Here is a 23,556-nt window from a genome sequence, read left to right as displayed (position 1 = left end):
ACACGTCATCGGCGTAGGGTGTGCGCCATGGCCGACTGGGACGATCTGCGCCGTCTCGCGCTCGCCCTGCCCGACACGAGCGAGGGCACGAGCTGGGGCTCGGCGCACTGGCGGGTGCACGGGAAGGGCTTCGTCTGGGAGCGCCCGCTCCGCAAGACCGACCTCGCCGAGCTCGGGCTCGACGAGCAGCCCGGGCCGATCATGGGCGCGCGGGTGGAGGACGAGGCGGTGAAGCTGGCGCTCGTCGAGGAGGACCCGGCGGTGTTCCTCACCATCCACCACTTCGACGGCTGGTCGGCGATCCTCGCGCGCCTCGACCGCATCTCCGAGCGGCGGCTCGAGGAGCTCGTCGAGGAGGCCTGGCTCCTGATGGCACCGCCGAAGCTCGGGCGGGAGTGGCTCGACGCGCACCCCGACTGAGCGGCGGGTGCGAGCCCGCGGGCGGCGCCCGCGGCGCCTACGCGCCGGGCTCGTCGAGGGCGCCACGGGGCAGCCCGAGCATGCCCTCGACGGCGTGGCTGATGAGCGAGCCGCGATCGCTCGTGTCGCCCCAGCGCACGAGCGCCTGCGCGTTCAGGCCGTCGACCATGCCGAGCAGCTGCCATGCGACCGCGGCCGGGTCGTCCGTGTCGAACTCGCCGGCGGCGACCCCGGCCTCGATGACGTCCTGGATGACGCCCTGCCAGGCATCCATCTGCGCGCGCACCTCGGCCGCGAGCGTCTCGTTGCGCCGGCCGAGCGCCCAGGCCTCGACCCAGACGAGCGTCACGTCGTCGCGGCTGCCGTCGAGGATCGTGCGCACGAGCGCGCCGAGCTGCGCGCGCGGTCCCGGCATGCCGTCGAGCAGCGCCTCGATCTCGGAGATCTCCGCCGTGACGACGGAGCCGAAGGTGCGGGCGATGAGGACGTCCATGCTCGGCACGTAGTGGGCGACGAGCGCGGGGGCAACGCCGGCGCGCGCCCCGACCGCGCGCAGCGTCACCGCGGAGAGGCCGGCTTCAAGCGCGAGCTCGCGCGCGGCGTTCGCGATGGAGAGCGCCCGTTCGGCGGGCGACATCCTGGGGGCGCGCTGGCGCATCGGCGTTGACATGGTTCCCTCATTCTAGGTACTCTCGACCTGGATATTGATCATTTGGTCAATAGAATCTGAGAAGCTGACGTGATGCCCGCGGCATCCCGACCTCGAAGTGGAGGCTCCCCGATGAGCTGGCGCATGCCCTCTGAGACCGCACCGCACGACCGCACCTGGATGGCGTTCCCCCGCGAGGGCCTCACGCTCGGCGAGGGCGAGGCGTTCCAGCAGACCGGCTACGACGCGTGGACGGCCGTCGCCCACGCCGTCGCGGAGTTCGAGCCGGTGACCATGGTCGTCGACCCGAGCGAGCTGCAGCGGGCCCGCCGCATGCTGAGCTCCGAGATCGAGCTCCTCGAGGCGCCGCTCGACGAGTTCTGGATGCGCGACTTCGGCCCCACCTTCGTCGTCGACGACGAGCGCCCCGGCGTGCTCGGCGCGGTCGACTGGATCTTCAACGGCTGGGGCGCCCCCGAGTGGGCCGAGTGGCGCAAGTCGGCCGAGATCGCGCGCTTCGCGGCCGCGCACACCGGCGCCGAGCTCGTGAGCTCGGTGCTCGTGAACGAGGGCGGCGGCATCCACGTCGACGGCGAGGGCACCGTGCTCGTCACCGAGACGGTGCAGCTCGACCCGCGCCGCAACCCCTTCGCCGACAAAGCCCGCGTCGAGGCCGAGCTCGCCCGCACGATCGGTGCCACCAAGGTCGTCTGGCTGCCCCGCGGCCTCACCCGCGACTACGACGAGTTCGGCACGAACGGGCACGTCGACATCGTCGCGACGATCACCGCCCCCGGCACGGTGCTGCTGCACGCGCAGCAGAACCCCGAGCACCCCGACTTCGCCGTCTCGCGCGAGATCCGCGCGGTGCTCGAGCAGGCGACGGATGCCGCGGGCCGCAGCTTCGAGGTCGTCGACATCCCGGCCCCCGAGACGCTGCGCGACGAGGAGGGCTTCGTCGACTACAGCTACGTCAACCACCTGGTCGTGAACGACGGCATCATCGCCTGCGGCTTCGGTGAAGAGGCGGCGGATGCCCGTGCCCGCGAGATCCTCGAGGCCGCCTACCCCGGCCGCCGCGCCGTCACCGTCGACTCGCGGCCGATCTTCGCCCGCGGCGGCGGCATCCACTGCATCACCCAGCAGCAGCCGACGGTCGAGGGGGTCGCCCGATGAGCGGCTTCGACGTCGTCGAGGCGCCCATCGCGCGCCTCCGCGCCGCGCTCGAGTCCGGCGAGACCACCGCGGTCGGCCTCCTCGACGCGTACCTCGCCCGCATCGCCGCCTACGATGCGCCGGGCACCGAGACCGAGCTCAACGCCCTCGTCGTGATGAACGACGGCGCACGCGCCGACGCCGAGGCATCCGACGCCCGCCGCGCCCGCGGCGAGACGCTCGGCCCGCTCGACGGCATCCCGTACACCGCGAAAGACAGCTACCTCGCCCAGGGGCTCACCGCCGCGGCGGGCAGCCCCGCGTTCGAGCACCTCGTCGCGCAGCGCGACGCGTTCACGATCCAGCGGCTGCGCGAGGCCGGCGCCGTGCTCATCGGCCTCACGAACATGCCGCCGATGGCGAACGGCGGCATGCAGCGCGGCGTCTACGGTCGCGCCGAGAGCCCGTACAACGCCGACTTCCTGACCGCAGCGTTCGCCTCGGGCTCCTCGAACGGCTCCGGCACCGCGACCGCGGCGTCCTTCGGCGCCTTCGGCCTCGGCGAGGAGACCTGGTCGAGCGGGCGGGGACCCGCGACGAACAACGCGCTCTGCGCCTACACGCCCTCGCGCGGGGTCATCTCCGTGCGCGGCAACTGGCCGCTCGTGCCGACGATGGACGTCGTCGTGCCGCACACCCGCACGATGGCCGACCTCCTCGAACTGCTCGACGTCATCGTCGCCGACGACGCCGAGACCCGCGGCGACTTCTGGCGCGCCCAGCCCTGGGTGCCGCTCCCCGCGGCCTCCGCGGTGCGCCCCGCCTCGTACCCGGCACTCCTGCCGATCGACGCGGCAGCCGCCCGCGCCGAACTCACCGGGAAGCGCATCGGCGTGCCGCGCATGTACGTGAACGCCGACCCCGAGGCCGGCACCAACCCGGACGGCGGCATCGGCGGACCGACCGGGCAGCGCATCGAGACCCGCGCCTCCGTGATGGAGCTGTGGGAGGCCGCCCGCCGCGACCTCGAGGCCGCCGGCGCCGAGGTCATGCTCGTCGACTTCCCCGTCGTGTCGAACTACGAGGGCGACCGCCCCGGTGCGCCGACGCTGAAGACCCGCGGTCTCGTCAGCGAGGAGTTCCTGAAGCGCGAGATCGTCGACCTGTCGGCGTGGGCGTGGGAGGACTTCCTGCAGGCCAACGGCGACCCCGCGCTGCGCACCCTCGTGGGGGTCGACGGGGCGCGGATCTTCCCGCAGCCCGAGGGCGCCCTGCCCGATCGCGTCGACGGCTTCGAGGACGACATCGCCGACTACCCGGCGCAGGTCGCGGCGCACCCCTACGCGTCGTTCACCGAGATCCCCGAGCTCGAGTCCGGCGTCCGCGGCCTCGAGGAGACCCGGCGCATCGACCTCGAGGAGTGGATGGACGGCCTCGGCCTCGACGCCGTCGCCTTCCCCGCCGTCGCCGACGTCGGCCCCGCCGACATGGACGTGAACGAGGCCTCCGCCGAGCTCGGCTGGCGCAACGGCGTCTGGGTCGCGAACGGCAATCTCGTGCCCCGCCACCTCGGCATCCCGACCGTGACCGTGCCCATGGGCACCATGGCCGACATCGGCATGCCCGTCGGCCTCACCATCGCGGGCCGCGCCTACGACGACACGGCGCTGCTCGCGCTCGCCGCGGCGTTCGAGGCGACGGGCGACCGCCGCACCGAGCCGCCGCGCACCCCGCGCCTCGCGGGATAGCGACCGGGTCGCCCGGCGTCATCCGCGACCGTCGTGCGCCCGGCCTGCCTAGGCTGGGCGCATGGCTTTCGCGATCGAGTACGAGGAGTTCGGCGGACCCGAGGTGCTGCGGTACCGGGAGGTCCCGGCGGTGGCGGCGGGTCCCGGCGAAGTGGTCGTCGCCGTGCGCGCGATCGGGGTGAACCCGATCGACGCCAAGGTGCGTCGCGCCTTCCGGCCGAGCGGGCCGATCACGACGCCGCGGCGGCCGGGGGCGGATGCCTCGGGCGTGATCTCCGCCGTCGGCCCCGACGTCGACGGCTGGCGGCCGGGCGACGAGGTCATCGTCGCCTGGGGCGCGCGCACCTACGCGAGCGAGGTCGCCGTGCCCGTCGCGCTCCTCACTCCGAAGCCCGCGGGCATCACCTTCGAACAGGGAGCGGCGCTCGGCATCCCCGCCGGCACGGCGCACCAGGCGCTCGTCTCGCTCGGCGTCTCCGCCGGTGAGACCGTGCTGGTGCACGCCGGAGCGGGCGCCGTCGGACAGGCGGCGATCCAGCTCGCCCGGCGGCTCGGCGCCCGCGTCATCGCGACCGCGAGCGAGCGCAACCACGACCGGCTGCGCGAGCTCGGCGCCGAGCCCGTGACGTACGGCGAGGGGCTCGCCGCTCGCGTGCGGGCGCTCGCCCCGGGCGGCGTCGATGCCGCGCTCGACCTCGTCGGCACCGAGGAGGCGATCGCGGTCTCCAAGGAGCTCACCCGCGACCCCGCCCGGATCGGCACGATCGTGCTCGGGCCGCAGGCGGCGGAGCTCGGCATCCGCGCCTGGAGCGGCGGCAGCCCGATCCCGCTGACGCCGGAGGAGCTGGGTCTTCGGGCCGACGCCGTGCCGCTCGCCGCGCTGCTTCTCGCCGCCGGGCGCTTCGACGTCGAGATCGCGCAGGTGCTGCCGCTCGCGGAGGCCGCCGAGGCGCACCGCCTGAGCGAGACCGGGCACGTGCGCGGCAAGCTCGTCCTCGTGCCGTAGCCGGCCCGGCCCGGCCTGGCCAGGCCCGTGCCCGGGCCCCGCGACGTCGCGCGAATCGCGCCGCCACTCCGCTGGAGTGCGCGGTTCGCGCGACTTCGCGGCTCAGCCCAACCGCGGCCGGATGAAGTCGGCCACGAGCGGCGCGAGCCCGGCCCCGATCTCGGCCGGTGTGCGCTTCACGCCCTTCACCTCGAAGGAGTGGCCGCCGCCCTCGATCCACTCGAGGGTCGCGGTCGGCCCGATCCGGGCGACGACCTCGTCGAGCTCCGAGTTCGGCGTCGCGAAGGGATCGTTCGTGCCCTGCAGGAACAGCATCGGCGTCGTCACCCCGTACAGGTGCGCGTCGCGGAGCTGCCCGGCCTTGCCCGGGGCGTGCAGCGGATAGCCGAGGTACACGAGGCCGTCGACCGCCATCCCCTCCGCGACCGCCATCGACGCCATCCGCCCGCCGTAGGACTTGCCCGCGGCCCAGAACCGCTCGTCCGGTGCGCCCGCCTCCGCGGCGAGACCGCGGGCCGCCTCGACCGCCGCGCGCCAGGCCGCGATCGCCGCGGCGGGCCGCCCCGGCATCCGTCGTCCCGCCTCGACGTAGGCGAAGTTGAAGCGCAGCGTCGCGAAGCCGAGCCGGGTGAGCGCGCGGGTGACGCCCGACATGAAGGGATGCCCCATGCCGGCGCCCGCGCCGTGCGCGACGATCACCGTGGCGAGCGCCGCATCGGGCCGCGTCGCGACGGCGGAGACGGGGGAGCCCGCCACCTCGATCTGCAGCTCCTGCTCGGCGACGGGCGGCTCCTGCGGGTCCTGCTCGGTCAACTCCGGTCCTCTCGCTGGGCGGTCAGGGGGTGAGCGCGTCGAAGAAGTCGCTCGCGCTCTCGATGACGGCGCCCGTGGCGTCGCTCAGCTCGCCGAGGGCGGCGACGAGCTCGACCGCGCCGCCGGCGAGCTCGATGAGCTGCGCGAGGTCCGCGGTCAGCTCGACGAGCTCGGCGAGCGTGTCTGCGGTGCCGCCCTCGCCGGCGTTCGCGATCCCGGCGGCCTCGAGCTTCAGCTTCGTCGCCCACTCGCGCTCGACGCCGAAGACGACGGCGTACGGCAGCAGCCGCTCGTGCAGGTGGAAGCGGGCGATCGCGTCGCCCGCGGGCTCCGCGGGCGGGCTCCCCGCAGACGCAGCACCCGCAGACGCGGCGCCCCCGGGTGCAGCGTCCCCGGGTGCATCGCCATCGTGCACGGGGCCGGCGGTCGCGTCGGCGGACTCGGGCACGAGCTGCGCCCCGCGCGGCGACTGCAGGGCCCGCAGCCGGTCGCCCTCCGCGACGACGAGGTAGCGGCGCAGCCCGTCGAGGTGCTCCCGCTTCGGGCGGGCGGGCGGCAGGTACTTCCGCCACGAGGCCGGGGTGATGATCACCGTCAGGATCGTCGCCGCCGTCGCGACGAGGGTCACGCCGAGGGCGAGCCAGTCGCTCGCGACGAGCGCGAAGACGATGAGCACCGCCTCGGAGAGCATGCCCAGGTAGGCGAGGACGGTGAGCGTCGTGCCCGGCCAGCTGATCCGGCGGGTCGCGACGAGGCCCTCGCGGGCGAGGGAGTCCTCGGTGAAGCGCAGCAGCGCCTTGATGCGCAGGCCGAGAGCCCGGCGGTCGGCGGAGAAGCGGCGCAGCCGCCCCGGCACGTGGTCGGGCCCGACGAGGGCCTCGAGCACGGCGTACTCCTCGGGCGTGAACCGGGCGCCCTCGACGAGGACGACGCCGATCGGGGCGCGGTCGCCGGCCGAGGCATCCGCCACCAGCCGGATCTTGCGCCGCACGGCCAGCTCGATGAGCGCGGCCGGGACGGCGCGGCGGTCGGCGTCGGCGAGCAGCGCGTCGCGCAGCACGGTCGACGAGCGGTCGGGCAGGTACTGCACCACCGGCGAGACCGCGGGCTGCCGGGACACGAGCCGCACCGCGATGCCGAACGCCAGGATGACGATCGCCGGCACGAGCGCGACGGAGACGACGAGGGGCAGCACGGGCTCAGTCTAGGGACGAGCGGGCGCCGGGCGCGTCGCGGCGCGTCACCAACCCTCCTCGAGCACCCGGTCGAGCATCGCGACGAAGAAGTCGCAGCTCTCGCGGGTGATGACGAGCGGCGGCTTCGTCTTCAGCACGTTCTGGTGGTCGCCGGTGGGCTGCATGACGATGCCGAGCTCCAGCAGCCGGTCGCAGATCGCCGCCGTCTCCTCGGTGGCGGGCTCGAGCGTCTCCGGGTCGCGGACGAACTCGACGCCGAGGTAGAGGCCGAGCCCGTGCACGGTGCCGATGAGCGGATGCCGGGTCCGCAGCTCCTCCAGGAGGGACTTCAGGTAGGCGCCGGTGTCGGCGGCGTTCCGCTGCAGGCCCTCCTCGGCGTAGCCGTCGAGCACGGCGAGCCCGGCGACCGAGGAGGCGGGGCTTCCGCCGGTGGAGCTGAAGAAGTAGCCCTGCGTGCGGAATCGGGCGGCCACCTCGCGGCTCGTGATCACCGCGCCGAGCGGATAGCCGTTGCCCATCGCCTTCGCGACGGCGACGACGTCGGGCACGACGCCCTGCTGCTCGAAGCCCCAGAACCACTCGCCGAGGCGTCCGTATCCGGCCTGCACCTCGTCGGCGATCGCGAGCCCGCCCTCGGCGCGCACGGCCGCGTAGACCTCGGCGAGGTAGCCGTCGGGGAGCGGGATGCCGCCCGCGTTGCCCGTGAACGTCTCGGCGATGAACGCGGCCGGCGGGCGGCCCGCGGCAGCCAGCTCGTGGATCGCCGCCGCGGCCTCGGGCGCGTAGCGGGCGGCGTCCGCGCCGCGGTGGCGACCGCGGTACGGGTTCGGCGCCTCGATCGGGTGCACCCAGTCCGGCCTCGTGGCGAGGGCGTTCGGGTTGTCGGCGATGGAGGTGGAGACGGCGTCGGAGCCGTAGGTCCAGCCGTGGTACGACTCGAGCACGCTCACGACGTCGCGGCGCCCGGTCGCGGCGAGGGCGACGCGGATGGCGAGATCGGCGGCCTCGGAGCCCGAGTTCACGAGGAACACGGTGTCGAGCGGCTCCGGCAGGAGGGCCGCGAGCCGTTCGGAGAACTCGACGACGGCCGCGTAGTGGAAGCGCGAGTTCGTGTTGAGCCGGCGCAGCTGCCGGCTCACGGCGTCGGCGACGCCGGGGTGCCCGTGGCCGAGCGGGGTGACGTTGTTCACCATGTCGAGGTACACCCGGCCGTCGGTGCCGACCAGGTGCTCGCGCCAGCCGCGTTCGATCTGCGGCGGCGCCTCGTAGTAGTGCTCCTGCACCTCGGCGAAGCTCGCGTCGCGGCGGGCGAGGAGGGACGAGGCGGCGCCCGCGGCGGAACCGGATGCCGCGGGCCGGGCGTGCGGCGCATCCGGCTCGGCGAGGCCGAGCATCGGCGCGGGGTCGTCGGTGACCGCGAGCCAGCCGGCGGCGTACTCGGGCCGGACCATGTGCGGCGCATCGGCCCGGCCGAGCCGCGCGCGCACACGGCTGCGGGCCGGGGCGATCCACTCGCCGTCCGTCTCCTGCACCGCTCCGTCGAGGCGGAGGTGCTCGGATGCCTCGAGCCGGGTCTGCTCGGCGAACCAGACGTCGACGCCGAGCGGGATCGTCGCTGCGGACTCGGCGGAGCGGGGCGCGCCCGCAGTGAGGCGCGGCACGGCCCGCGGCAGCCAGGCGGCGGATGCCCCGGCGTCGAGGGCCTCGGCGGCGAGCCGCTCCTCGAGCGCGGCCCCGTCGAGCCAGGCGCCGCGGTCGACGGACTCGGCGAAGACGGAGACGTCGAGCCGGGTGACGCCGGGGCGGCCGCCGGTCGCGCCGGCGGCCCCGGTCTCCGCCTCGGGCGTCGCGGTCGCGTCGTCCTGCACCGACGCGGCGATGACCGCCGTCATCACGTCGATCGGCACGGCGGTGGCCCGCTCGAAGATGCGCCACTCGCGGGCGATCCCGGCGGCGGCGTACGCGTTCTCGCCGCCGTCGAGCTGCACCTGGTGCTCGCCGCTCACGACGAGCACGGCCGCACGCAGCACCACGATCGGCCAGATCGCGGCGAGCTCGTCCGCGCTCAGCGGCCGGCGGGCGTGGAACGCGCGCACCGCGGGCAGCACCGACGCCGGCTCCGCACCGTCGTGGTGCAGCACCGAGGAGATCGAGATCGCGAGCTCCGCGACCGTCCAGCTCCGGGTGACGTCGCCGAAGTCGATCATGCCGTCGGGGCGGCGGAGGCCGTGCTCCCGGCTGCAGACGACGTTGTCGTCGGTGAGGTCGAGGTGCACCGCCTGCTGCGGCAGGGCGTCGGCGATCGGGGCGAGCGCGGCCCAGGCATCCGCCGTCGCGGACTCGACGAGGGCGCGGCGGGAGGCATCCGGATGGTGCGGGGCGAGCAGGGCGACGACGCGGTCCGCGACCCGCGGGTCCCATTGGAGCACGCGGTCGAGGCCCTCGTGCGCGAAGTCCGCGAGCGCGAGCGCCGAGCTCGCGGCGATCTCGCCGAGACGTGCGACGACCGCCGGCGAGAGGTAGGCGTCGCCGGTGAGCGTGCCGCCCTCGAGGAACCGCAGCAGGCGCACGTCGAGCACGCCCTGGCTCGTCTCGACACGCACGTGGCGCGGCGCCCCCTGCGCGTCCCGGAGCGTCGTCGCGACGCGGAGGTCGGGCGAGGCGCCGGCGATCCGGGCGGCGGCGGCCTCCTGCGCGGCGACCTCGGTGGGGCCGAAGGCCGGGTTCGTGATCTTCACGACGCCGATGGGCGCGGCCGCGGCATCCGCTCCCGCGTGCGCGAGGAAGTTCTGGTCCTGCTGGCTGCCGAGCGGTTCGAGCCGGAGCTGCAGGTCCCAGTGCTCGCGGGCGATCGCGGCGACCTCCTCGGCCGGCAGGGTCGGTGCGGGCAGCTCGCCCGCGGAGAAGAAGTCGAATCCGGTGGGTGCGTCGGGCATCGTGTCGATCGTCCGTTCCGTGTGGTGCGTCGGGGGCGGGCCGGCGGGGCGGGGTGCGCCGGTCAGTGGATGAACGCTTTCGCGATGATGATCGCGACGCCGAAGGCCGCGGTCGTGAGCGAACCGAGGATGCGGATCGGCCACGGTGCGCCCCGGCGCTGGAACGCGATGAAGCCGAGGATGCCGAGCACCGCGACGCACACCCAGAGGGCGACCCAGATCGTGAGCCGGTCGTCGATGACCCGGGCGGCGCCGAAGAGCAGGATGCTCGAGGGGATGAGCGCGGAGAGCAGCAGGCCGAGCGAGCGGCGGAAGGCGGCCCGGAAGGACTCCCGGATGCCGACGATGCGGTCGTGGGCGAGGCCGTGCCCGGCGACGGTGCCGGCGTAGAGATGGGCGAGCCAGAACACGACGACGGTGATCATGACCGTCGTGAAGACGGTGAACGACGTCGCGCCGTGCACGCCCGAGACGGCGATGAGACCGGCGACGAGGATGACGCCGTAGACGGCCTCCTCCGTCGCGAAGCTCGTGCGCAGGATGCGGCTCGCCGGCGACTCCGGGGTCGATGGATTGGCGGCGGGGGCGGGCGTCGATGCGGGCACGGGGCAAGCCTAGGACGGAGCGGGGCGCGAGGCCCAGTCGGCGGCGCCCGAGCGGCCGACGCGCCGCCGCCCTCCGGAGGATGTCGGAGGCGCGGCGTACCGTGTGGGCCATGACGAACCGCATGATGAGCCTCGAGTCTGACCCCGCCGGTGCAGCGCCCGCCCGGGTCGCCGACGAGCGCTGCCCGCGGTGCGACTCGCACGCCGTGCACGTGATCGTCTACGGCCCGCTCGACCTCGAGGTCGAGGCCGCTCCCGACCTCGACGGCGGTCTCGACGGGTTCACCTTCGACGACGCGCCCATCTTCGATTGCCGCGAGTGCGGCTTCGAATGGGGGCTCGCCGTCCGCGACCTGCTCGCCTGATCCCGTCGGCCGGCCTTCAGGGGCTCGGCCACCAACCCACTCGACCCATCCCGGGTACGAGGTGAGCGTCCTGTTCCGGGTCGTGGAGCGGGCCCGGGTCCGTCGGGTCGAGCAGCTCGTCGAGAATCACCTGGGCGAGCGCCTCGGGCGTGTTCGGGGCGAACAGGTTTCGAAGACGCCCCACATCGAATCTCCGGCCGATGAGCGGTGCGTCCGCGTCGGTTCGATAGACGACGCGGATGCAGCCGGCCTGCGCCGAACCGGCCTCCCAGACGAGGGAACCCCGCGCTGCACGAGCGACGGAATCGAGCACGGCCGCGGCCAAGCGGTCATCGTCGAGGTGCATACGACCGAACCTAACCGAGGTGCGGCGCCGGCAGCGCCCTCAGCGCACCTCCACCGTGCGCCGGTCGAGGCCGGTGGCCCCGTCGGGCGCGGGTGGGCGCTGCACCTCGGTCTGCACGGAGCCATCGGTTCCGATCGCGCGGACCTCGAGCTGGTGGGATCCCGATGCGGCATCCCAGTCCCACCGCCACTGCACCCAGGTGTCGGCCGAGATCGCGCTCGCGAGCTCGGCGCGGTGCCAGGCGCCGCCGTCGACCCGCACCTCGACGCGCTCGACGCCGACGTGCTGGTACCAGGCCACGCCCGCCACGGTGACCGCGCCGGCCGAGACTGGGGCGCGCGGCACGTCGATCCGGCTCGAGAGCTTCACCGGGCCGCGCTCGCTCCAGCCGCGGTCGGTCCAGTACGCGCGCGCCCGGTCGAAGCGGGTCACCTCGAGCTCGGTCACCCACTTCGTCGCGGAGACGTAGCCGTAGAGGCCGGGCACGACGAGGCGCACCGGGAAGCCGTGCTCCGCGGGCAGCGGCTCGCCGTTCATCCCGATCGCGATGAGCGCCGCCCGGCCGTCCCGCAGCACCTCGAGCGGGGTGCCGGCGGTGAAGCCGTCGATGCTCCGGGAGAGCACCATGTCGGCGTCCGACGCGACTCCGGCCCGTTCGAGGAGCGCCGCGATCGGGTAGCCGAGCCAGGTGGCGTTGCCGATGAGGGAGCCGCCGACCTCGTTCGACACGCAGGCGAGCGTGACGGTGTGCTCCTCGAGCGGCAGGGCGAGCAGCTCCGCCCAGTCGATCGTCACCTCGCGGTCGACGAGCCCGTGCACCCGCAGCCGCCAGTCGGCAGGGTCGATCACCGGCACCTGCAGCGCGGTGTCGATGCGGTAGAACTCGGTGTTCGGCGTGAGGAGCGGGGTGAGGCCGTCGAGCTCGAAGGCGGAGCCGGCGCCGATCGCCGGGGCGGGCGTCGCCGGGGCGGGGAGGCGGATGGCGTCCCGGGCGGCGCTCGCGACCCTGGCCCCGGCGCGGAGCGTCCAGCCGCCGAGGCCGGCGAGCACGCCGAGGGCTGCGGACCCCACGGCCCAGGCCAGGAATCGCCGCCGGTCGGGTCCTGTCGCGGGCTCGGCGGCGGATGGCCCGGCATCCGGGCGGGGCTCGGCGGGGGTCGTCCCGGCATCCGGGCGCCCGAGCGGCGCGGCCCGGCTCGCGAGCCGCACGAGCCGGCGCAGCAGCAGCACCGCGACGACCGTCGTGACGAGGGGCGGGACGAGGTCGAGCGGCGAGAACTGCGCACGGGTCGCGGTCGCGACCACCCCGGCGGCACCGGCGGCGACGACGAGGATCGTGCCGACGGGCGGGCGGATCGCCTCGAGCACTCCGGCTGCGGCCGCGAGGAGCGCGAGCACGAGGACGATGCCGACGATGAGGGCGAGCTTGTCGGCGGTGCCGAAGAGCGCGATCGCGGCATCCTTCGCCCAGGCCGGCGCGAGATCGACCGCGAGGCCGCCGACCGCGGTGATCGGGCCGCCGGTCGGGGCGACGAACGCGGCGACGAGCTCGCCGACGCCGACTCCGGCGCCGACCGCGACGAGTCCCGCGAGCGCCGCGTCGCGGCGTCGCGCCGTTCGAACGGCTCCGGTCACCCCGTCAGCCTACGCTCGCACCCTGGATCGGCGGGACGGCCGGGGGCGCATCCCGCTCAGGCGTCGTCGAGGAGCTCCTCGTGGATGCGGCGCAGGTCCTCCATGAGCGATCCGATGAGGATCCAGTGCCCCGAGCGCGGCGCCGTGACGACGAGCGGCGCCGTCAGCGCCGGCACCGCCGAGGTCATCGGCGCCGGGTCGGGCTCGATGTCGGCGAGGTGCACGGCGAGCCGGACGTCGTGCGCCGCCCGCCGCAGCTGCTCCGCGATCGCCTGCACGGCCGGCTCCTCGGACAGCGCCGGGTCGTAGTGGTCGAGAGTCGCCCGCGTCATCCCGATCACCTGCGTCACGATCGGACTCAGCTTCTCGATCAGCGCCCGCAGCTCGCGCAGTTCGTCGCGGTGCGCGGAGCGCCGCGGATTCAGGGTGAGCGACTCCTCGCCGGCGGAGATGGATGCCTCGGCGGCATCCCGCATCGGCCGCATCAGCCGCGCCTCCAGCATGAGCTGCTGCATCGCGTGCGAGGACTGCGGCGACTCGAGGGCCGCCGCGAGCCGGCTGAGGCTCGCCGCGAGCTCCCCGCCGAGGAGCGCGAGGTCCCGGCGCGCCGGGCCGACGAGCACGGGCGGCACGATGAGCACGTTCACGACGATCCCGATCGCGGCGCCGATGAGCGTCTCGAAGATCCGGTCGATCGCGTACGCCGGGCTCGAGGAGCCGAGCGCCAGCACGAGCATCGCGCTGATCGCGACCTGGTTGCCCGTGCCGGGCGTCACCTTGAGCGCCCAGGCGACGAGCATCGCCACGACGATCGCGACGAGCACGACCCAGCTCGCGGAGCCGAACACGAGGCCCAGCGCCGAGGCGATCACGACGCCGGCGATGACGCCGATGCTGCGCTCGATCGCCTTCGCGAACGACTGGTTGACGCTCGGCTGGACGACGAGCAGCGCGGCGATCGCGGCGAACACGGGCAGCTGCCCCTGCACGATCCAGCCCGCGACGAGCCACGCCGCGATGGTCGCCACCGCCGACTTCGCCACCTGCAGCAGCGACGCCCGCTTCGCGGCCCGGAATGCGGCGGTCATGCCCATGCGACCACGCTACTGCGCGCGCCCCGCGGGCACGCTACTGCGGCATCCCGCGCGGCTCGTCCTCGCCGTGCTCGGGGATCTCGGGGTCGTCGAGCACGGCCAGCTCGTCCCGGTCGACGAGCTCGTCGACGTCGGCGCCCGGCACGCCGAGCTCGTCGTGCCGCTCCGCCTCGAGCGCGGTCGCGGAGAGCCGCCGCTCCGACGCCGGGGCGTCCGCGAGCCCGAAGCGCCGGCGGAGCGAGCGCACCCAGCGCGGCTGGGTGCCGAGCGGCGCCCCCTCGCCCGGTTCGGCCTCGAGGCCGTAGACCTCGCCGATCCGGTCGATGAACGCGGCGCGCTGCGCCCGCTCGTACGCGCGCCGCTCCCGGCGGAACGCGATGATCGTCGACCAGCAGATGAGGAGCATCACGACGCTGAACGGCAGCGCGATGATGATCGCCGCCGTCTGCAGGGCCGTGAGCCCGCCGCTGAGGAGCAGCGCGATCGCGAGGAGCGCGGTGATCGCGGTGAAGAAGGTGCGGATCCACCGCTTCGGGTTCAGCTGCCCGCCCGTCGCGATCATGCCCATCACGAGCGCGCCGGAGTCGGCCGAGGTGACGAAGAAGATCGCGATCAGGATGATGACGCCGATCGTCACGATCTGCGTGCCCGGCACGTACTCGAGCAGCTGGAACAGCGCCCCCTGCACGTCGACGGTGCCGTCGGGACGGGTGAGGGCGCCCGGGGTCTGCAGCTCGATCGCGAGCGCCGAGCCGCCGAGCACGGCGAACCACAGGATGCCGAGGAGCGTCGGCACGATGATGACGCCCATCACGAACTCCCGCACGGTGCGCCCCTTCGAGACCCGCGCGATGAAGATGCCGACGAAGGGCGCCCAGGAGATCCACCAGCCCCAGTAGAACGAGGTCCAGGAGGCCTGCCACTGCTCGCCCGCGGCGCCCTGGAACGCGCTCGTGTTGAACGAGAGGCCGACGAAGTTCTGGATGTAGTTGCCGATGGACTGCACGAACTCGCGCAGCAGGAACTCGCTCTGCCCGAACACGAGCAGGTAGAGCACGAGCAGCCCGGCGAGCACGAGGTTCGCCGTCGACAGCCACTTCATGCCCTTGGTGACGCCCGACAGCACGGAGAACAGCACGAAGACCGAGATCACGAGGATGATGACGACCTGGGTGAACTCGTCGGGCTCGGCGAAGCCCGCCGCGTGCAGCCCGGCGCTGATCTGCAGCACGCCGAGGCCGAGGGAGGTCGCGACGCCGAAGAGCGTGCCGACGAGGGCGATCACGTCGATCGCGTGCCCCCAGCCGCCCTCGACGCGCTTGCCGAGGAGCGGCTCCAGCGTCCAGCGGATCGAGATGGGCCGGCGGCGCCGGTGGATGGCGTAGGCGAGGGCGAGGCCGATGACGACGTAGATCGCCCAGGCGTGGATGCCCCAGTGCAGATACGTCTGGCTGAGCGCCGCCTGCGCGAGCTGCTCCGGCGTGCCGGTCACGCCCGGACGCGGCGAGACGAAGTGGCTGAGCGGCTCGCTCACCCCGTAGAAGACGAGGCCGATGCCCATGCCCGCGGCGAACAGCAGTGACAGCCACGCCGGGAAGGAGAACTCGGGCTCGTCCTCGTCGCGGCCGAGCTTGATGTCGCCGAAGCGGCTGAAGCCGAAGAACAGGCTGACCGCGACGAAGAACGCGGCGATGAGCACGTAGTACCAGTTGAAGGTGTTGACGATGCCGGACTGGATCGCCCCGAACACCGTCTCGGCGGCGTCGGGGGCGACGAGGGCGAAGACCACGAAGGCGACGATGACGACCGCCGCGGGCCAGAACACCCAGCGCTGGACTGGCGGGAGTCGTTTCTCCATGGGTCAACGGTAGCGAGCGGGGTCCGTAGCGCCGGGATGCCACCCGGCCGGGCGGCCGACGGCCGGACAGCGGCGGCGGGGCATCCGTGCCATGATCGGCGCATGGCCGACCGCATGATGCTGCTCGACACCGCGTCGCTCTACTTCCGCGCTTTCTTCGGCGTGCCCGACTCGATCGTCTCGCCCGACGGCACGCCGGTGAACGCCGTGCGCGGCCTCGGCGACATGATCGCGCGGCTCACGACCGACTACGAGGCGACGCACCTCGTCGCCTGCTGGGACGACGACTGGCGCCCCGCCTGGCGGGTCGAGCGGATCCCGAGCTACAAGGCCCACCGCGTGGTCGAGGCGGTGCCGGGCGGCGTCGACGTCGAGGAGACCCCGCCGGGGCTCGTCGCGCAGATCCCGCGCATCCGCGAGCTCCTCGACGTGCTCGGCGTCGCCGTGGTCGGCGCGCCGGAGGCGGAGGCGGATGACGTCATCGGCACCCTCGCGACCGGCGCCCCGATGCCCGTCGACATCGTGACGGGCGACCGCGACCTGTTCCAGCTGGTCGACGACGCTGCCGGCGTTCGGCTCATCAACACCGCGCGCGGCATGAGCAAGCTCGAGCTCGTCACCGAGGCGACGGTCGTCGGCAAGTACGGGGTGCTGCCGCAGCAGTACGCGGACTTCGCGACCCTGCGCGGGGATGCCTCGGACGGCCTGCCCGGCGTCGCCGGCGTCGGCGAGAAGACGGCCGCGGGCCTCCTGCAGACTTTCGGCACCCTCGACGGGGTGCTCGCCGCGGCCGAGTCGGGCGAGCCCGGCATGTCGGCCGGGGTGCGGGCGAAGCTCGCCGCCGCGGCCGACTACCTCGCGGTCGCCCCGGAGGTGGTGCGGGTGCGGCGGGAGCTGCCGCTCGGCTTCGACGCGGCGTCGGCGAAGCTCCGTCCGCTGGAGCCCGCCGCACGTGAGCGGCTCGAGCGGCTCGGCGCCGAGTGGAACCTCGGCGGCACGGTCGGCCGGCTCGAGGCCGCGCTCGACCGCACCGCCTGAACCAGTTACTCCGCCGCGCTCGCCTGCTCGCGCTTCGGCAGCACCCAGCCGGGCCGCGCGAAGTGGCAGGTGTAGCCGTTGGGGATGCGCTCCAGGTAGTCCTGGTGCTCGGGCTCGGCCTCCCAGAACGGGCCGCTCGGCTCGATCGTCGTGACCGCGTCGCCCGGCCAGAGGCCCGAGGCGTCCACGTCGGCGATCGTGTCCCTGGCGACCTGTTCCTGCTCGGGGCTCGTCGGGAAGATCGCCGAGCGGTAGCTCGTGCCGAGGTCGTTGCCCTGACGGTTCAGGGTCGTCGGGTCGTGGATCTGGAAGAAGAACTCCAGCTGCTCGCGGAAGCTCGTCTTCGCCGGGTCGTAGACGATCTCGATCGCCTCCGCGTGGCCCGGGTGGTTGCGGTACGTGGCGTGGTCGTTCTGCCCGCCGGTGTAGCCCACGCGGGTGCTGATGACGCCGGGGCGGCGGCGGATGAGGTCCTGCATGCCCCAGAAGCAGCCGCCGGCGAGCACCGCGGTCTCGGTGCCGGGGATGGTGGTGATGGCGCCGGTGTCGGTCATGGTCCGCTCCTTCGTTCTCATGGGCCCGCGGTCGCGCGCGCCCACAGAGAAGAACGTATGCGCCCGCCCGGGTGTTCCGCGAGCCCGGACTGATGCCGGCGCGCGACCGGGTCAGCCCGCCGGCGGCGCCACCGACTCGCGCTCGACGAGTTGCTGGTCGAGGACCGTCGTGGCGGCCGGCGAGCCGTCGCCGCCGATCCGGCGCAGGAGGGCCCGTGCCGCTTCGGCGCCGATCTCGTGGATCGGCTGGGCCATGACGGTGATGCCGGGCGTCGTGAGGCCCGTCCAATCGGCGTCGTCGAACGCCACGAGCGAGAGCCGTCCGGGGATCGGGATGCCGAGCCGCCTGGCCGCCCGGAAGGCGGCGAGGGCGACGAGGCTGTCCGAGGCGATGATCGCGGTCGGGGGCTCCTCGGCCCGGAGGAGTCGTACCACGAGCTCCTCCACCCCGTGCTCCTTCGCGTTCAGATGCACGAACCGTTCGGGGTGTTCGATGCCGGCCTCGGCGAGCGTGTCGGTGAAGCCCTGCACGCGTTCGGCCACCGACGACGAGGCGAGGACCTCGCCGAGCCGGTAGCCGCCCGCGTGGGCGAGGGTGGAGACGAAGGCGATCCGACGGTGGCCCGCGGCGAGGAGGAGCGCGGTCAGTCGACGCGCGCCGCTGCGATTCGCCGTGATCACGGTGTCGACGTCGAGGGACGGCACCGCGCGGTCGAAGAGCACGAGGGGGCGCGCCGCGTCGAGCACGGGCTGGAGGGTGTCCGGCGCGAGCGAGGAGGCGGGCGCCACGAGGAGGCCGTCGACGCGTTTGGCCAACTGGACCGCGATGGCCTGCGCCTCGCGGTCCGGCTCCTCGTCGGAGTTCGAGAGGATGACGTCGTAGCCCGCGGCGGCGGCGACATCGGCGGCGGCGCGCGTCGCCTGGGCGAAGTACGGGTTCTCGATGTCGCCGATGACGATGCCGATGGTGTGCGAGCGGCCGGTGCTCATGGTCCGCGCGAGCGCGTTCGGCCGGTAGCCGAGCTCTTCGGCGGCCTTCTGCACGCGATCCCGCACGGCATCGCTCACCGCGCCGTAGTCGCCGAGGGCGCGTGCGGCGGTCGCCTTCGAGACGCGTGCGGCGGATGCGACGTCGCTCACGGTGATCTCGCGGCGTCCGGTGCCGTGCTCGCCCACATCGCCTCCTCGGTGGTCCGCCGTTCACGGGCGTCGGATCGACGCTATCGGTTGACGGGTGGCCATCGCCCGGGTACGCTCCCAGAAACGCGATTGAGACCGGTCTCATTCTCGCACATTGAGACCGGTCTCACTCCGTCAGTCCCGCCCCGCATCACCTTCCGCGCTCAGCGTCCCGTGTTCAGAGAGGAACCATCATGACCCCCGCCCCCACCCGCGTCCGCAGGACGGTCGCCGCCGTCGCGGCCGCCGCTGCAGCACTCGTCCTCGCCGCCTGCTCGAGCGGCGGCGGCCCCGCCGCCACCGCCGGCGGCGACGACAATCCCTACGGGCTCATCACCCCCGGTCAGATCCGGGTCGCGAGCCTCGGCGACGCGAAGCCGTACACCTTCACGGATGCCTCCGGCGAGTTCACGGGCTTCGACGTGGAGCTGTTCACCGATGTCGCCCACCGCATCGGCATCGACGACGTGGTCTTCACGGGGCAGGACTTCTCCGGCCTGCTCGCCGCCGTCGCGAACGGGCAGTTCGACGTCGGCGTCGCAGCGATCGGCATCACCGAGGAACGCGAGCAGACGGTCGACTTCTCGGACGGCTACCTCGCGGGCTACCTCACCGTCATGGCCGCACCCGATTCGGGCATCACCGACGAGGCGAGCCTCGCCGGCAAGCGGCTCGGCGTCGTGCAGGGCACGCTCCAGGAGGCCTACGCGGTCACGCACTTCACCGACACCGAGCTCGTTCGCTTCCCCGACAACAACGCGGCCATCTCCGCGGTGAACAGCGGCTCGATCGACGCGCACTTCCTCGACTACGAAGCGGCCAAGGAGTACGCCGAGCAGTTCGGCCTGGTGAACGCGATCGACATCCCCTCCTTCGACGCACCCGCCGGCTTCGCGATCGCCAAGGGCAAGCCCGAGTTCCAGGCCGCGCTGAACGAGGCGCTCCACGCCGCGATGGAGGACGGCACCTGGAAGGAGCTCTACCAGAAGTGGTTCCCGGGCTCGCCGATGCCCGAGCAGTACCTGCCCTCGGACGAGCAGACCGAGGCGCCGGCGGAGACGCCGGCCCAGTAGCCACCGCTGACGCCGGGCGGCTCCCACGGGGCCGCCCGGCGTCACCGACACGACGGAGCATCCGATGGACTGGCTCGACAACCTCATCAGAACCTTCTTCGACTTCGACGCGATGTGGCAGGTGCTCCCGCAGCTGCTCGGCGTCGGACTCGTGAACACCCTCGTGATCTCGGTCTGGGCGACCGTGATCGGGATCGTGCTCGGCATGATCATCGCCATCATGGGCATCTCGAAGACCGCCTGGCTGCGGGTCCCGGCGCGCGTCTACACGGACGTCTTCCGGGGACTGCCCGCGATTCTGACCATCCTGCTCATCGGACAGGGCTTCGCCCGGTTCAGCCAGCAGCTGTTCGGCCCCTCGCCCTACCCGCTCGGCATCCTCGCCCTCAGCCTCATCGCGAGCGCGTACATCGGCGAGATCTTCCGCGCCGGCATCCAGAGCGTCGATCGCGGACAGCTCGAGGCCTGTCGCGCGCTCGGCATGAGCTACGGCAGCGCGATGCGGCTCGTCGTCGTCCCGCAGGGCGTGCGCCGCGTGCTGCCCGCCCTGGTCAACCAGTTCATCGCGATCGTGAAGGACTCGAGCCTCGTCTACTTCCTGGGGCTCCTCGTCAGCGAGCGCGAGCTCTTCCGGGTGGGGCAGGACGCCGCGGTCCTCACCGGCAACCTCTCGCCGCTCGTCATGGCCGGGCTCTTCTACCTGGTGATCACCGTGCCCCTCACCCACCTCGTGAACTACTTCGACCACCGGTTCCGCGCCGGACGGCGCAAGCCCGCGCCGCCGCAGAGCGGCCTCGACGAGGTCGAAGAAGTCACCCTCACCTACGGGGAGAACTCATGACCTACACCTCGCCCGTGCCCGTCTCCGACGGACGCTTCTACGAAGGGTCGAGCCTCGAGCTCCGCGAGCTCACCATGGCCTACGGCGACATCGACGTCCTCCGCGGCGTCTCGCTGACGGTGCCGCCGGGCACGACGACCTGCATCATCGGGCCGTCCGGTTCCGGCAAGTCGACGCTGCTGCGCGGGGTGAACCGGCTGCACGAGCCGAAGTCCGGCGAGGTGCTCCTCGCCGGCGAGAGCGCGCTCGGACTGAAGCCCGACGTCGTGCGCCGACGCATCGGGCTCGTCTTCCAGCACTTCAACCTCTTCCCCGACCACACCGCCCTCGACAACGTCGCGCTCGCGCTGCGGAACGTGAAGCGCCTGTCGAAGACGGAGGCCCGGCGGGTCGCCGCCGAGCGCCTCGGCGAGGTCGGGCTGGCGGAGCGCGCCGACCACCGCCCCCGGGACCTGTCGGGCGGGCAGCAGCAGCGCGTCGCGATCGCCCGGGCGCTCGCCATGCAGCCCGAGGTCATGCTCTTCGACGAGGCGACGAGCGCGCTCGACCCCGAGCTCGTGAAGGGGGTGCTGAACCTCATGGCGAGCTTGGCGCAGCGCGGGATGACGATGCTCGTCGTCACGCACGAGATGGGATTCGCGAGAAAGGTCGCCGATCAGCTGGTCTTCATGGACGAGGGCCGCGTCGTGGAGGCCGGGCCGCCGCAGCAGCTCTTCGACGAGCCGCGGAGCGACCGGTTGAAGCGCTTCCTCTCGGAGGTGCTCTGATGGCGGATGCCCCGACCGTGCCGATCCGCACCGTCGTCGTCGGCTACGGCGTCTCCGGTCGCGTCTTCCACGCCCCCTTCCTCGGCGCGGACCCCGCCTACTCGCTCGACGCCGTCGTGACGGGCGACCCCGGGCGCGCCGCCGAGGTCGCCGCGCGGTACCCCGCCGCGCGGGTGCTGCCGACGGCCGCGGCGATGCTGGACGCCGCCGGGGACCTGGATCTCGCCGTCATCGGCACGCCGCCGGCGACGCATGCCGAACTGGCGGCCGCGGCGCTCGAGGCCGGTCTCGACGTCGTCGTGGACAAGCCCTTCACCGTGACGGCGCCCGAGGGGCGCGAGCTCATCGCGCTCGCCCGACGGCTCGGCCGTCGGCTGACGGTCTTCCAGAACCGCCGCTGGGATGGGGACTTCCTCACGCTGCGGCGGCTCCTCGCGGAGGGCGCCCTCGGCGACGTCCGTCGGTTCGAATCCCGCTTCGAGTGGTGGAAGCCGGAGGTGCGGGCGAGCTGGAAGGCCGAGGCTGCGCCCGCGGCGGGAGGCGGGATGCTCTACGACCTGGGGACGCACCTCATCGACCAGGCGCTGCAGCTGTTCGGCCCCGTCGCCGAGGCTCGTGCCGAGCTCGCCGCGCACCGGCCCGACGGGATCGCCGACGACGATGCGTTCGTCGCCCTCCGCCACGAGTCCGGCACCGTGTCGCACCTCTGGATGAACTCGCTCGCCGCGCAGTTCGGGCCCCGATTCCACGTGCTCGGGTCGAGCGGGGGCTACACCGTGCACGGCCTCGACGGGCAGGAGGCCGCGCTCGACGCCGGCGTCTCGCCCGACGCGCCGGGGTACGGCGAGACCCCGCCCGAGCGGTGGGGCGTCGTCGGCATCGAGGGCGCGCTCGCGCCGCGGCCCACCGAGCGCGGCGACTACGCCGGGTTCTACCGCGAGCTCGCGCGAGCGATCCGGGACGGCGCGCCGGTTCCGGTCGCACCGGACGACGCCGTCGCCGTGCTCGAGCTGATCGAGCAGCTCCACGCCGAGACCCCCCTCCGCACCCCGCGCGCCGCGACGACGGCGGACCACTCCACCCCGAACGAAGGAATCCGATGAGCACCACTCCACTCCACGTCGCCGTCGTCGGCGGCGGCATCCTCGGCGCGTCGACCGCCGCCCAGCTCGCCCGCGGCGGCGCGCGGGTCACGCTGATCACCGCCGGGCGGCTCGCCGACGGCGCGTCCGGCCGCTCGATCGCCTGGCTGAACTCCTCCGGCGACCGCTCGAGCGCGTACCACTATCTGCGGCTGCTCGCGCTCGACCGGTACCGCAGCTGGCGCGCGGCGCGGCCGGAGAGCGCCGGCTACCTGCGCTTCGACGGGGGCATGAAATGGGCCGGTCCGGGCGAGAGCTTCCGCGACACGTTCGCCTTCGAGCGCTCCGTCGGGTACGACTCGGTCTGGGTGGAGCGCGACGAGGTGGCGGCGTTCGCTCCGGACGTGGATGCCTCGGCCGTCGCCGAGGAGGGGGCGATCTTCAATCCGGGCGAGGGCTGGGTGAGCCTGCCCGAACTGATCGCCGCGCTCGTCGCCGACGCGGAGGCCGACGGCGCCCGGGTGATCGAGCACGCCGGCGCCGCCCGGGTCTCGGTCGACGCCGGGGCCGCGCGGGGGGTCGTGCTCGCCGACGGCACGCTCATCGAGGCCGATCGGGTGGTGCTCGCCACCGGCGCCGGCGTGCCGGTGCAGCTCGCCGAGCTCGGCGCAGCGATCCCGGACGCCACGCCGGGCGCGTTCGTCCTGTTCACCGATCCCGTCGAGGCGGCCGTGCGAACGGTGCTGAACACGCCGCGCGTCGCGGTGCGGCCCACCCCCGACGGCCGGCTCGTGCTCGACGCGGACTGGGCCGAGCAGACGGTCACGATCGCCGAGGACGGCACGGTGGAGGTGCCCGATGCCTCGGTCCAGGGCCTGCTCGACGAGGCCTCGCGCGTCCTCGCTGGGGCGCCGAGGCTGCGCGCGGCGCGCGTCGGTGCGGGCCTCAAGCCGATCCCCGGCGACGGGGAGCCGGTCGTCGGCGCGGTGCCCTCGATCGACGGCCTCTACGCGGTCTTCACCCATTCCGGCGCGACGCTCGGGCTGATCCTCGGCGAGCTGCTCGCCGAGGAGGTCCTGAGCGGGACGCCGTCGCCGGTGCTGGCTGCGTTCGGGCTGGGGCGCTTCGACGGCGGTCAGGCGCCCGGGGTGGTCGCAACGGGGGCGTGGGCGCCCGTCGGGCAGCGCTGACGCACC

22 protein-coding genes are annotated in these 23,556 nt (G+C 73.6%); 11 read left to right on the top strand and 11 right to left on the bottom strand.

Annotated elements, in window-relative coordinates; genetic code table 11:
• Positions 1-27 precede the first annotated feature (27 nt).
• Positions 28-420, top strand: a complete 393-nt coding sequence (locus ROT00_RS04595; RefSeq protein WP_404772698.1) for an MmcQ/YjbR family DNA-binding protein — start codon at positions 28-30, stop codon at positions 418-420.
• A gap of 37 nt (positions 421-457) precedes the next feature.
• On the opposite strand, the gene ROT00_RS04590 is transcribed toward ROT00_RS04595, so the two are convergent.
• Complete coding sequence (locus ROT00_RS04590; RefSeq protein WP_404772697.1) at positions 458-1,090, bottom strand: TetR/AcrR family transcriptional regulator; 633 nt, start codon at positions 1,088-1,090, stop codon at positions 458-460.
• A gap of 111 nt (positions 1,091-1,201) precedes the next feature.
• Between ROT00_RS04590 and ROT00_RS04585 the strand changes: the two genes are divergently transcribed.
• The 3 genes from ROT00_RS04585 (at position 1,202) to ROT00_RS04575 (ending at position 4,978) form a co-directional block, all read left to right on the top strand.
• Positions 1,202-2,245: an agmatine deiminase family protein gene (locus ROT00_RS04585; RefSeq protein ID WP_404772695.1), complete on the top strand. Its 1,044-nt coding sequence runs from the start codon at positions 1,202-1,204 to the stop codon at positions 2,243-2,245.
• Entirely contained in the window at positions 2,242-3,972 is a 1,731-nt protein-coding gene (locus tag ROT00_RS04580) for an amidase (protein WP_404772693.1), read from the top strand. The genes ROT00_RS04585 and ROT00_RS04580 overlap by 4 nt, the downstream gene beginning before the upstream one ends.
• A 61-nt stretch (positions 3,973-4,033) precedes the next feature.
• Positions 4,034-4,978 (top strand): NADP-dependent oxidoreductase, encoded by a 945-nt coding sequence (locus tag ROT00_RS04575; RefSeq protein ID WP_404772691.1) that lies wholly within the window; start codon positions 4,034-4,036, stop codon positions 4,976-4,978.
• 102 nt (positions 4,979-5,080) lie between these two features.
• Here ROT00_RS04575 and ROT00_RS04570 read toward each other — a convergent pair whose 3' ends face one another.
• The 4 genes from ROT00_RS04570 to ROT00_RS04555 form a co-directional block, all read right to left on the bottom strand.
• Positions 5,081-5,791, bottom strand: a complete 711-nt coding sequence (locus tag ROT00_RS04570; protein WP_404772689.1) for an alpha/beta hydrolase family protein — start codon at positions 5,789-5,791, stop codon at positions 5,081-5,083.
• Between the two features lie 22 nt (positions 5,792-5,813).
• Positions 5,814-6,986 carry a DUF2207 domain-containing protein gene (locus ROT00_RS04565; protein WP_404772688.1) on the bottom strand — a complete coding sequence of 391 codons (1,173 nt, stop codon included), beginning with the start codon at positions 6,984-6,986 and terminating at the stop codon, positions 5,814-5,816.
• A 45-nt stretch (positions 6,987-7,031) separates the two neighbouring features.
• A complete protein-coding gene (locus ROT00_RS04560) occupies positions 7,032-9,923 on the bottom strand; it encodes an aminotransferase class III-fold pyridoxal phosphate-dependent enzyme (protein ID WP_404772687.1) in 2,892 nt (963 codons plus the stop codon).
• Positions 9,924-9,985: 62 nt separating this feature from the next.
• The gene (locus ROT00_RS04555; RefSeq protein ID WP_404772685.1) at positions 9,986-10,528 is read right to left on the bottom strand and encodes a hypothetical protein; all 543 of its coding nucleotides are present in this window, start codon (positions 10,526-10,528) and stop codon (positions 9,986-9,988) included.
• A gap of 110 nt (positions 10,529-10,638) precedes the next feature.
• Here ROT00_RS04555 and ROT00_RS04550 point away from each other — a divergent pair, with 110 nt between their 5' ends.
• Positions 10,639-10,893, top strand: coding sequence for a hypothetical protein (locus ROT00_RS04550; protein ID WP_404772683.1), 255 nt, complete (start codon positions 10,639-10,641; stop codon positions 10,891-10,893).
• A 16-nt stretch (positions 10,894-10,909) separates the two neighbouring features.
• Here ROT00_RS04550 and ROT00_RS04545 read toward each other — a convergent pair whose 3' ends face one another.
• The 4 genes from ROT00_RS04545 to ROT00_RS04530 are packed head-to-tail and all read right to left on the bottom strand — an operon-like array spanning position 10,910 to position 15,826.
• Complete coding sequence (locus ROT00_RS04545; RefSeq protein WP_404772682.1) at positions 10,910-11,239, bottom strand: hypothetical protein; 330 nt, start codon at positions 11,237-11,239, stop codon at positions 10,910-10,912.
• Between the two features lie 39 nt (positions 11,240-11,278).
• A complete protein-coding gene (locus tag ROT00_RS04540; protein ID WP_404772680.1) occupies positions 11,279-12,874 on the bottom strand; it encodes a molybdopterin-dependent oxidoreductase in 1,596 nt (531 codons plus the stop codon).
• 56 nt (positions 12,875-12,930) lie between these two features.
• Positions 12,931-13,968, bottom strand: coding sequence for an FUSC family protein (locus ROT00_RS04535; RefSeq protein ID WP_404772678.1), 1,038 nt, complete (start codon positions 13,966-13,968; stop codon positions 12,931-12,933).
• 34 nt (positions 13,969-14,002) lie between these two features.
• Complete coding sequence (locus tag ROT00_RS04530; protein ID WP_404772676.1) at positions 14,003-15,826, bottom strand: BCCT family transporter; 1,824 nt, start codon at positions 15,824-15,826, stop codon at positions 14,003-14,005.
• Between the two features lie 102 nt (positions 15,827-15,928).
• Here ROT00_RS04530 and ROT00_RS04525 point away from each other — a divergent pair, with 102 nt between their 5' ends.
• A complete protein-coding gene (locus ROT00_RS04525) occupies positions 15,929-16,864 on the top strand; it encodes a 5'-3' exonuclease (RefSeq protein WP_404772674.1) in 936 nt (311 codons plus the stop codon).
• 5 nt (positions 16,865-16,869) lie between these two features.
• Here the strand turns inward: ROT00_RS04525 and msrA are convergent, their stop codons facing one another.
• On the bottom strand, positions 16,870-17,418 hold the full coding sequence (gene msrA, locus ROT00_RS04520) for a peptide-methionine (S)-S-oxide reductase MsrA (RefSeq protein ID WP_404772672.1): 549 nt from the start codon (positions 17,416-17,418) through the stop codon (positions 16,870-16,872).
• Positions 17,419-17,529: 111 nt separating this feature from the next.
• Positions 17,530-18,594 carry a LacI family DNA-binding transcriptional regulator gene (locus ROT00_RS04515; RefSeq protein WP_404772671.1) on the bottom strand — a complete coding sequence of 355 codons (1,065 nt, stop codon included), beginning with the start codon at positions 18,592-18,594 and terminating at the stop codon, positions 17,530-17,532.
• 197 nt (positions 18,595-18,791) lie between these two features.
• On the opposite strand from ROT00_RS04515, the gene ROT00_RS04510 reads away from it, so the two are divergent.
• The 5 genes from ROT00_RS04510 (at position 18,792) to ROT00_RS04490 (ending at position 23,550) form a co-directional block, all read left to right on the top strand.
• On the top strand, positions 18,792-19,670 hold the full coding sequence (locus ROT00_RS04510; RefSeq protein ID WP_376932560.1) for an ABC transporter substrate-binding protein: 879 nt from the start codon (positions 18,792-18,794) through the stop codon (positions 19,668-19,670).
• 64 nt (positions 19,671-19,734) lie between these two features.
• Entirely contained in the window at positions 19,735-20,511 is a 777-nt protein-coding gene (locus tag ROT00_RS04505; RefSeq protein WP_376932559.1) for an amino acid ABC transporter permease, read from the top strand.
• Positions 20,508-21,278: an amino acid ABC transporter ATP-binding protein gene (locus tag ROT00_RS04500; RefSeq protein WP_404772669.1), complete on the top strand. Its 771-nt coding sequence runs from the start codon at positions 20,508-20,510 to the stop codon at positions 21,276-21,278. The genes ROT00_RS04505 and ROT00_RS04500 overlap by 4 nt, the downstream gene beginning before the upstream one ends.
• Positions 21,278-22,381: a Gfo/Idh/MocA family protein gene (locus ROT00_RS04495; protein WP_404772667.1), complete on the top strand. Its 1,104-nt coding sequence runs from the start codon at positions 21,278-21,280 to the stop codon at positions 22,379-22,381. The genes ROT00_RS04500 and ROT00_RS04495 overlap by 1 nt, the downstream gene beginning before the upstream one ends.
• Positions 22,378-23,550 carry an NAD(P)/FAD-dependent oxidoreductase gene (locus ROT00_RS04490; RefSeq protein WP_404772666.1) on the top strand — a complete coding sequence of 391 codons (1,173 nt, stop codon included), beginning with the start codon at positions 22,378-22,380 and terminating at the stop codon, positions 23,548-23,550. Before ROT00_RS04495 ends, ROT00_RS04490 begins: the two co-directional genes overlap by 4 nt.
• The last annotated feature ends 6 nt before the right edge of the window (positions 23,551-23,556 follow it).

The sequence above is a fragment of the Agromyces mediolanus genome (assembly GCF_044917495.1).
Taxonomy (GTDB): Bacteria; Actinomycetota; Actinomycetes; order Actinomycetales; family Microbacteriaceae; genus Agromyces; species Agromyces mediolanus_B.
The sequence above is the reverse complement of the archived record's forward strand: the minus strand, read 5'-3'. Positions and strand labels throughout refer to the sequence as shown.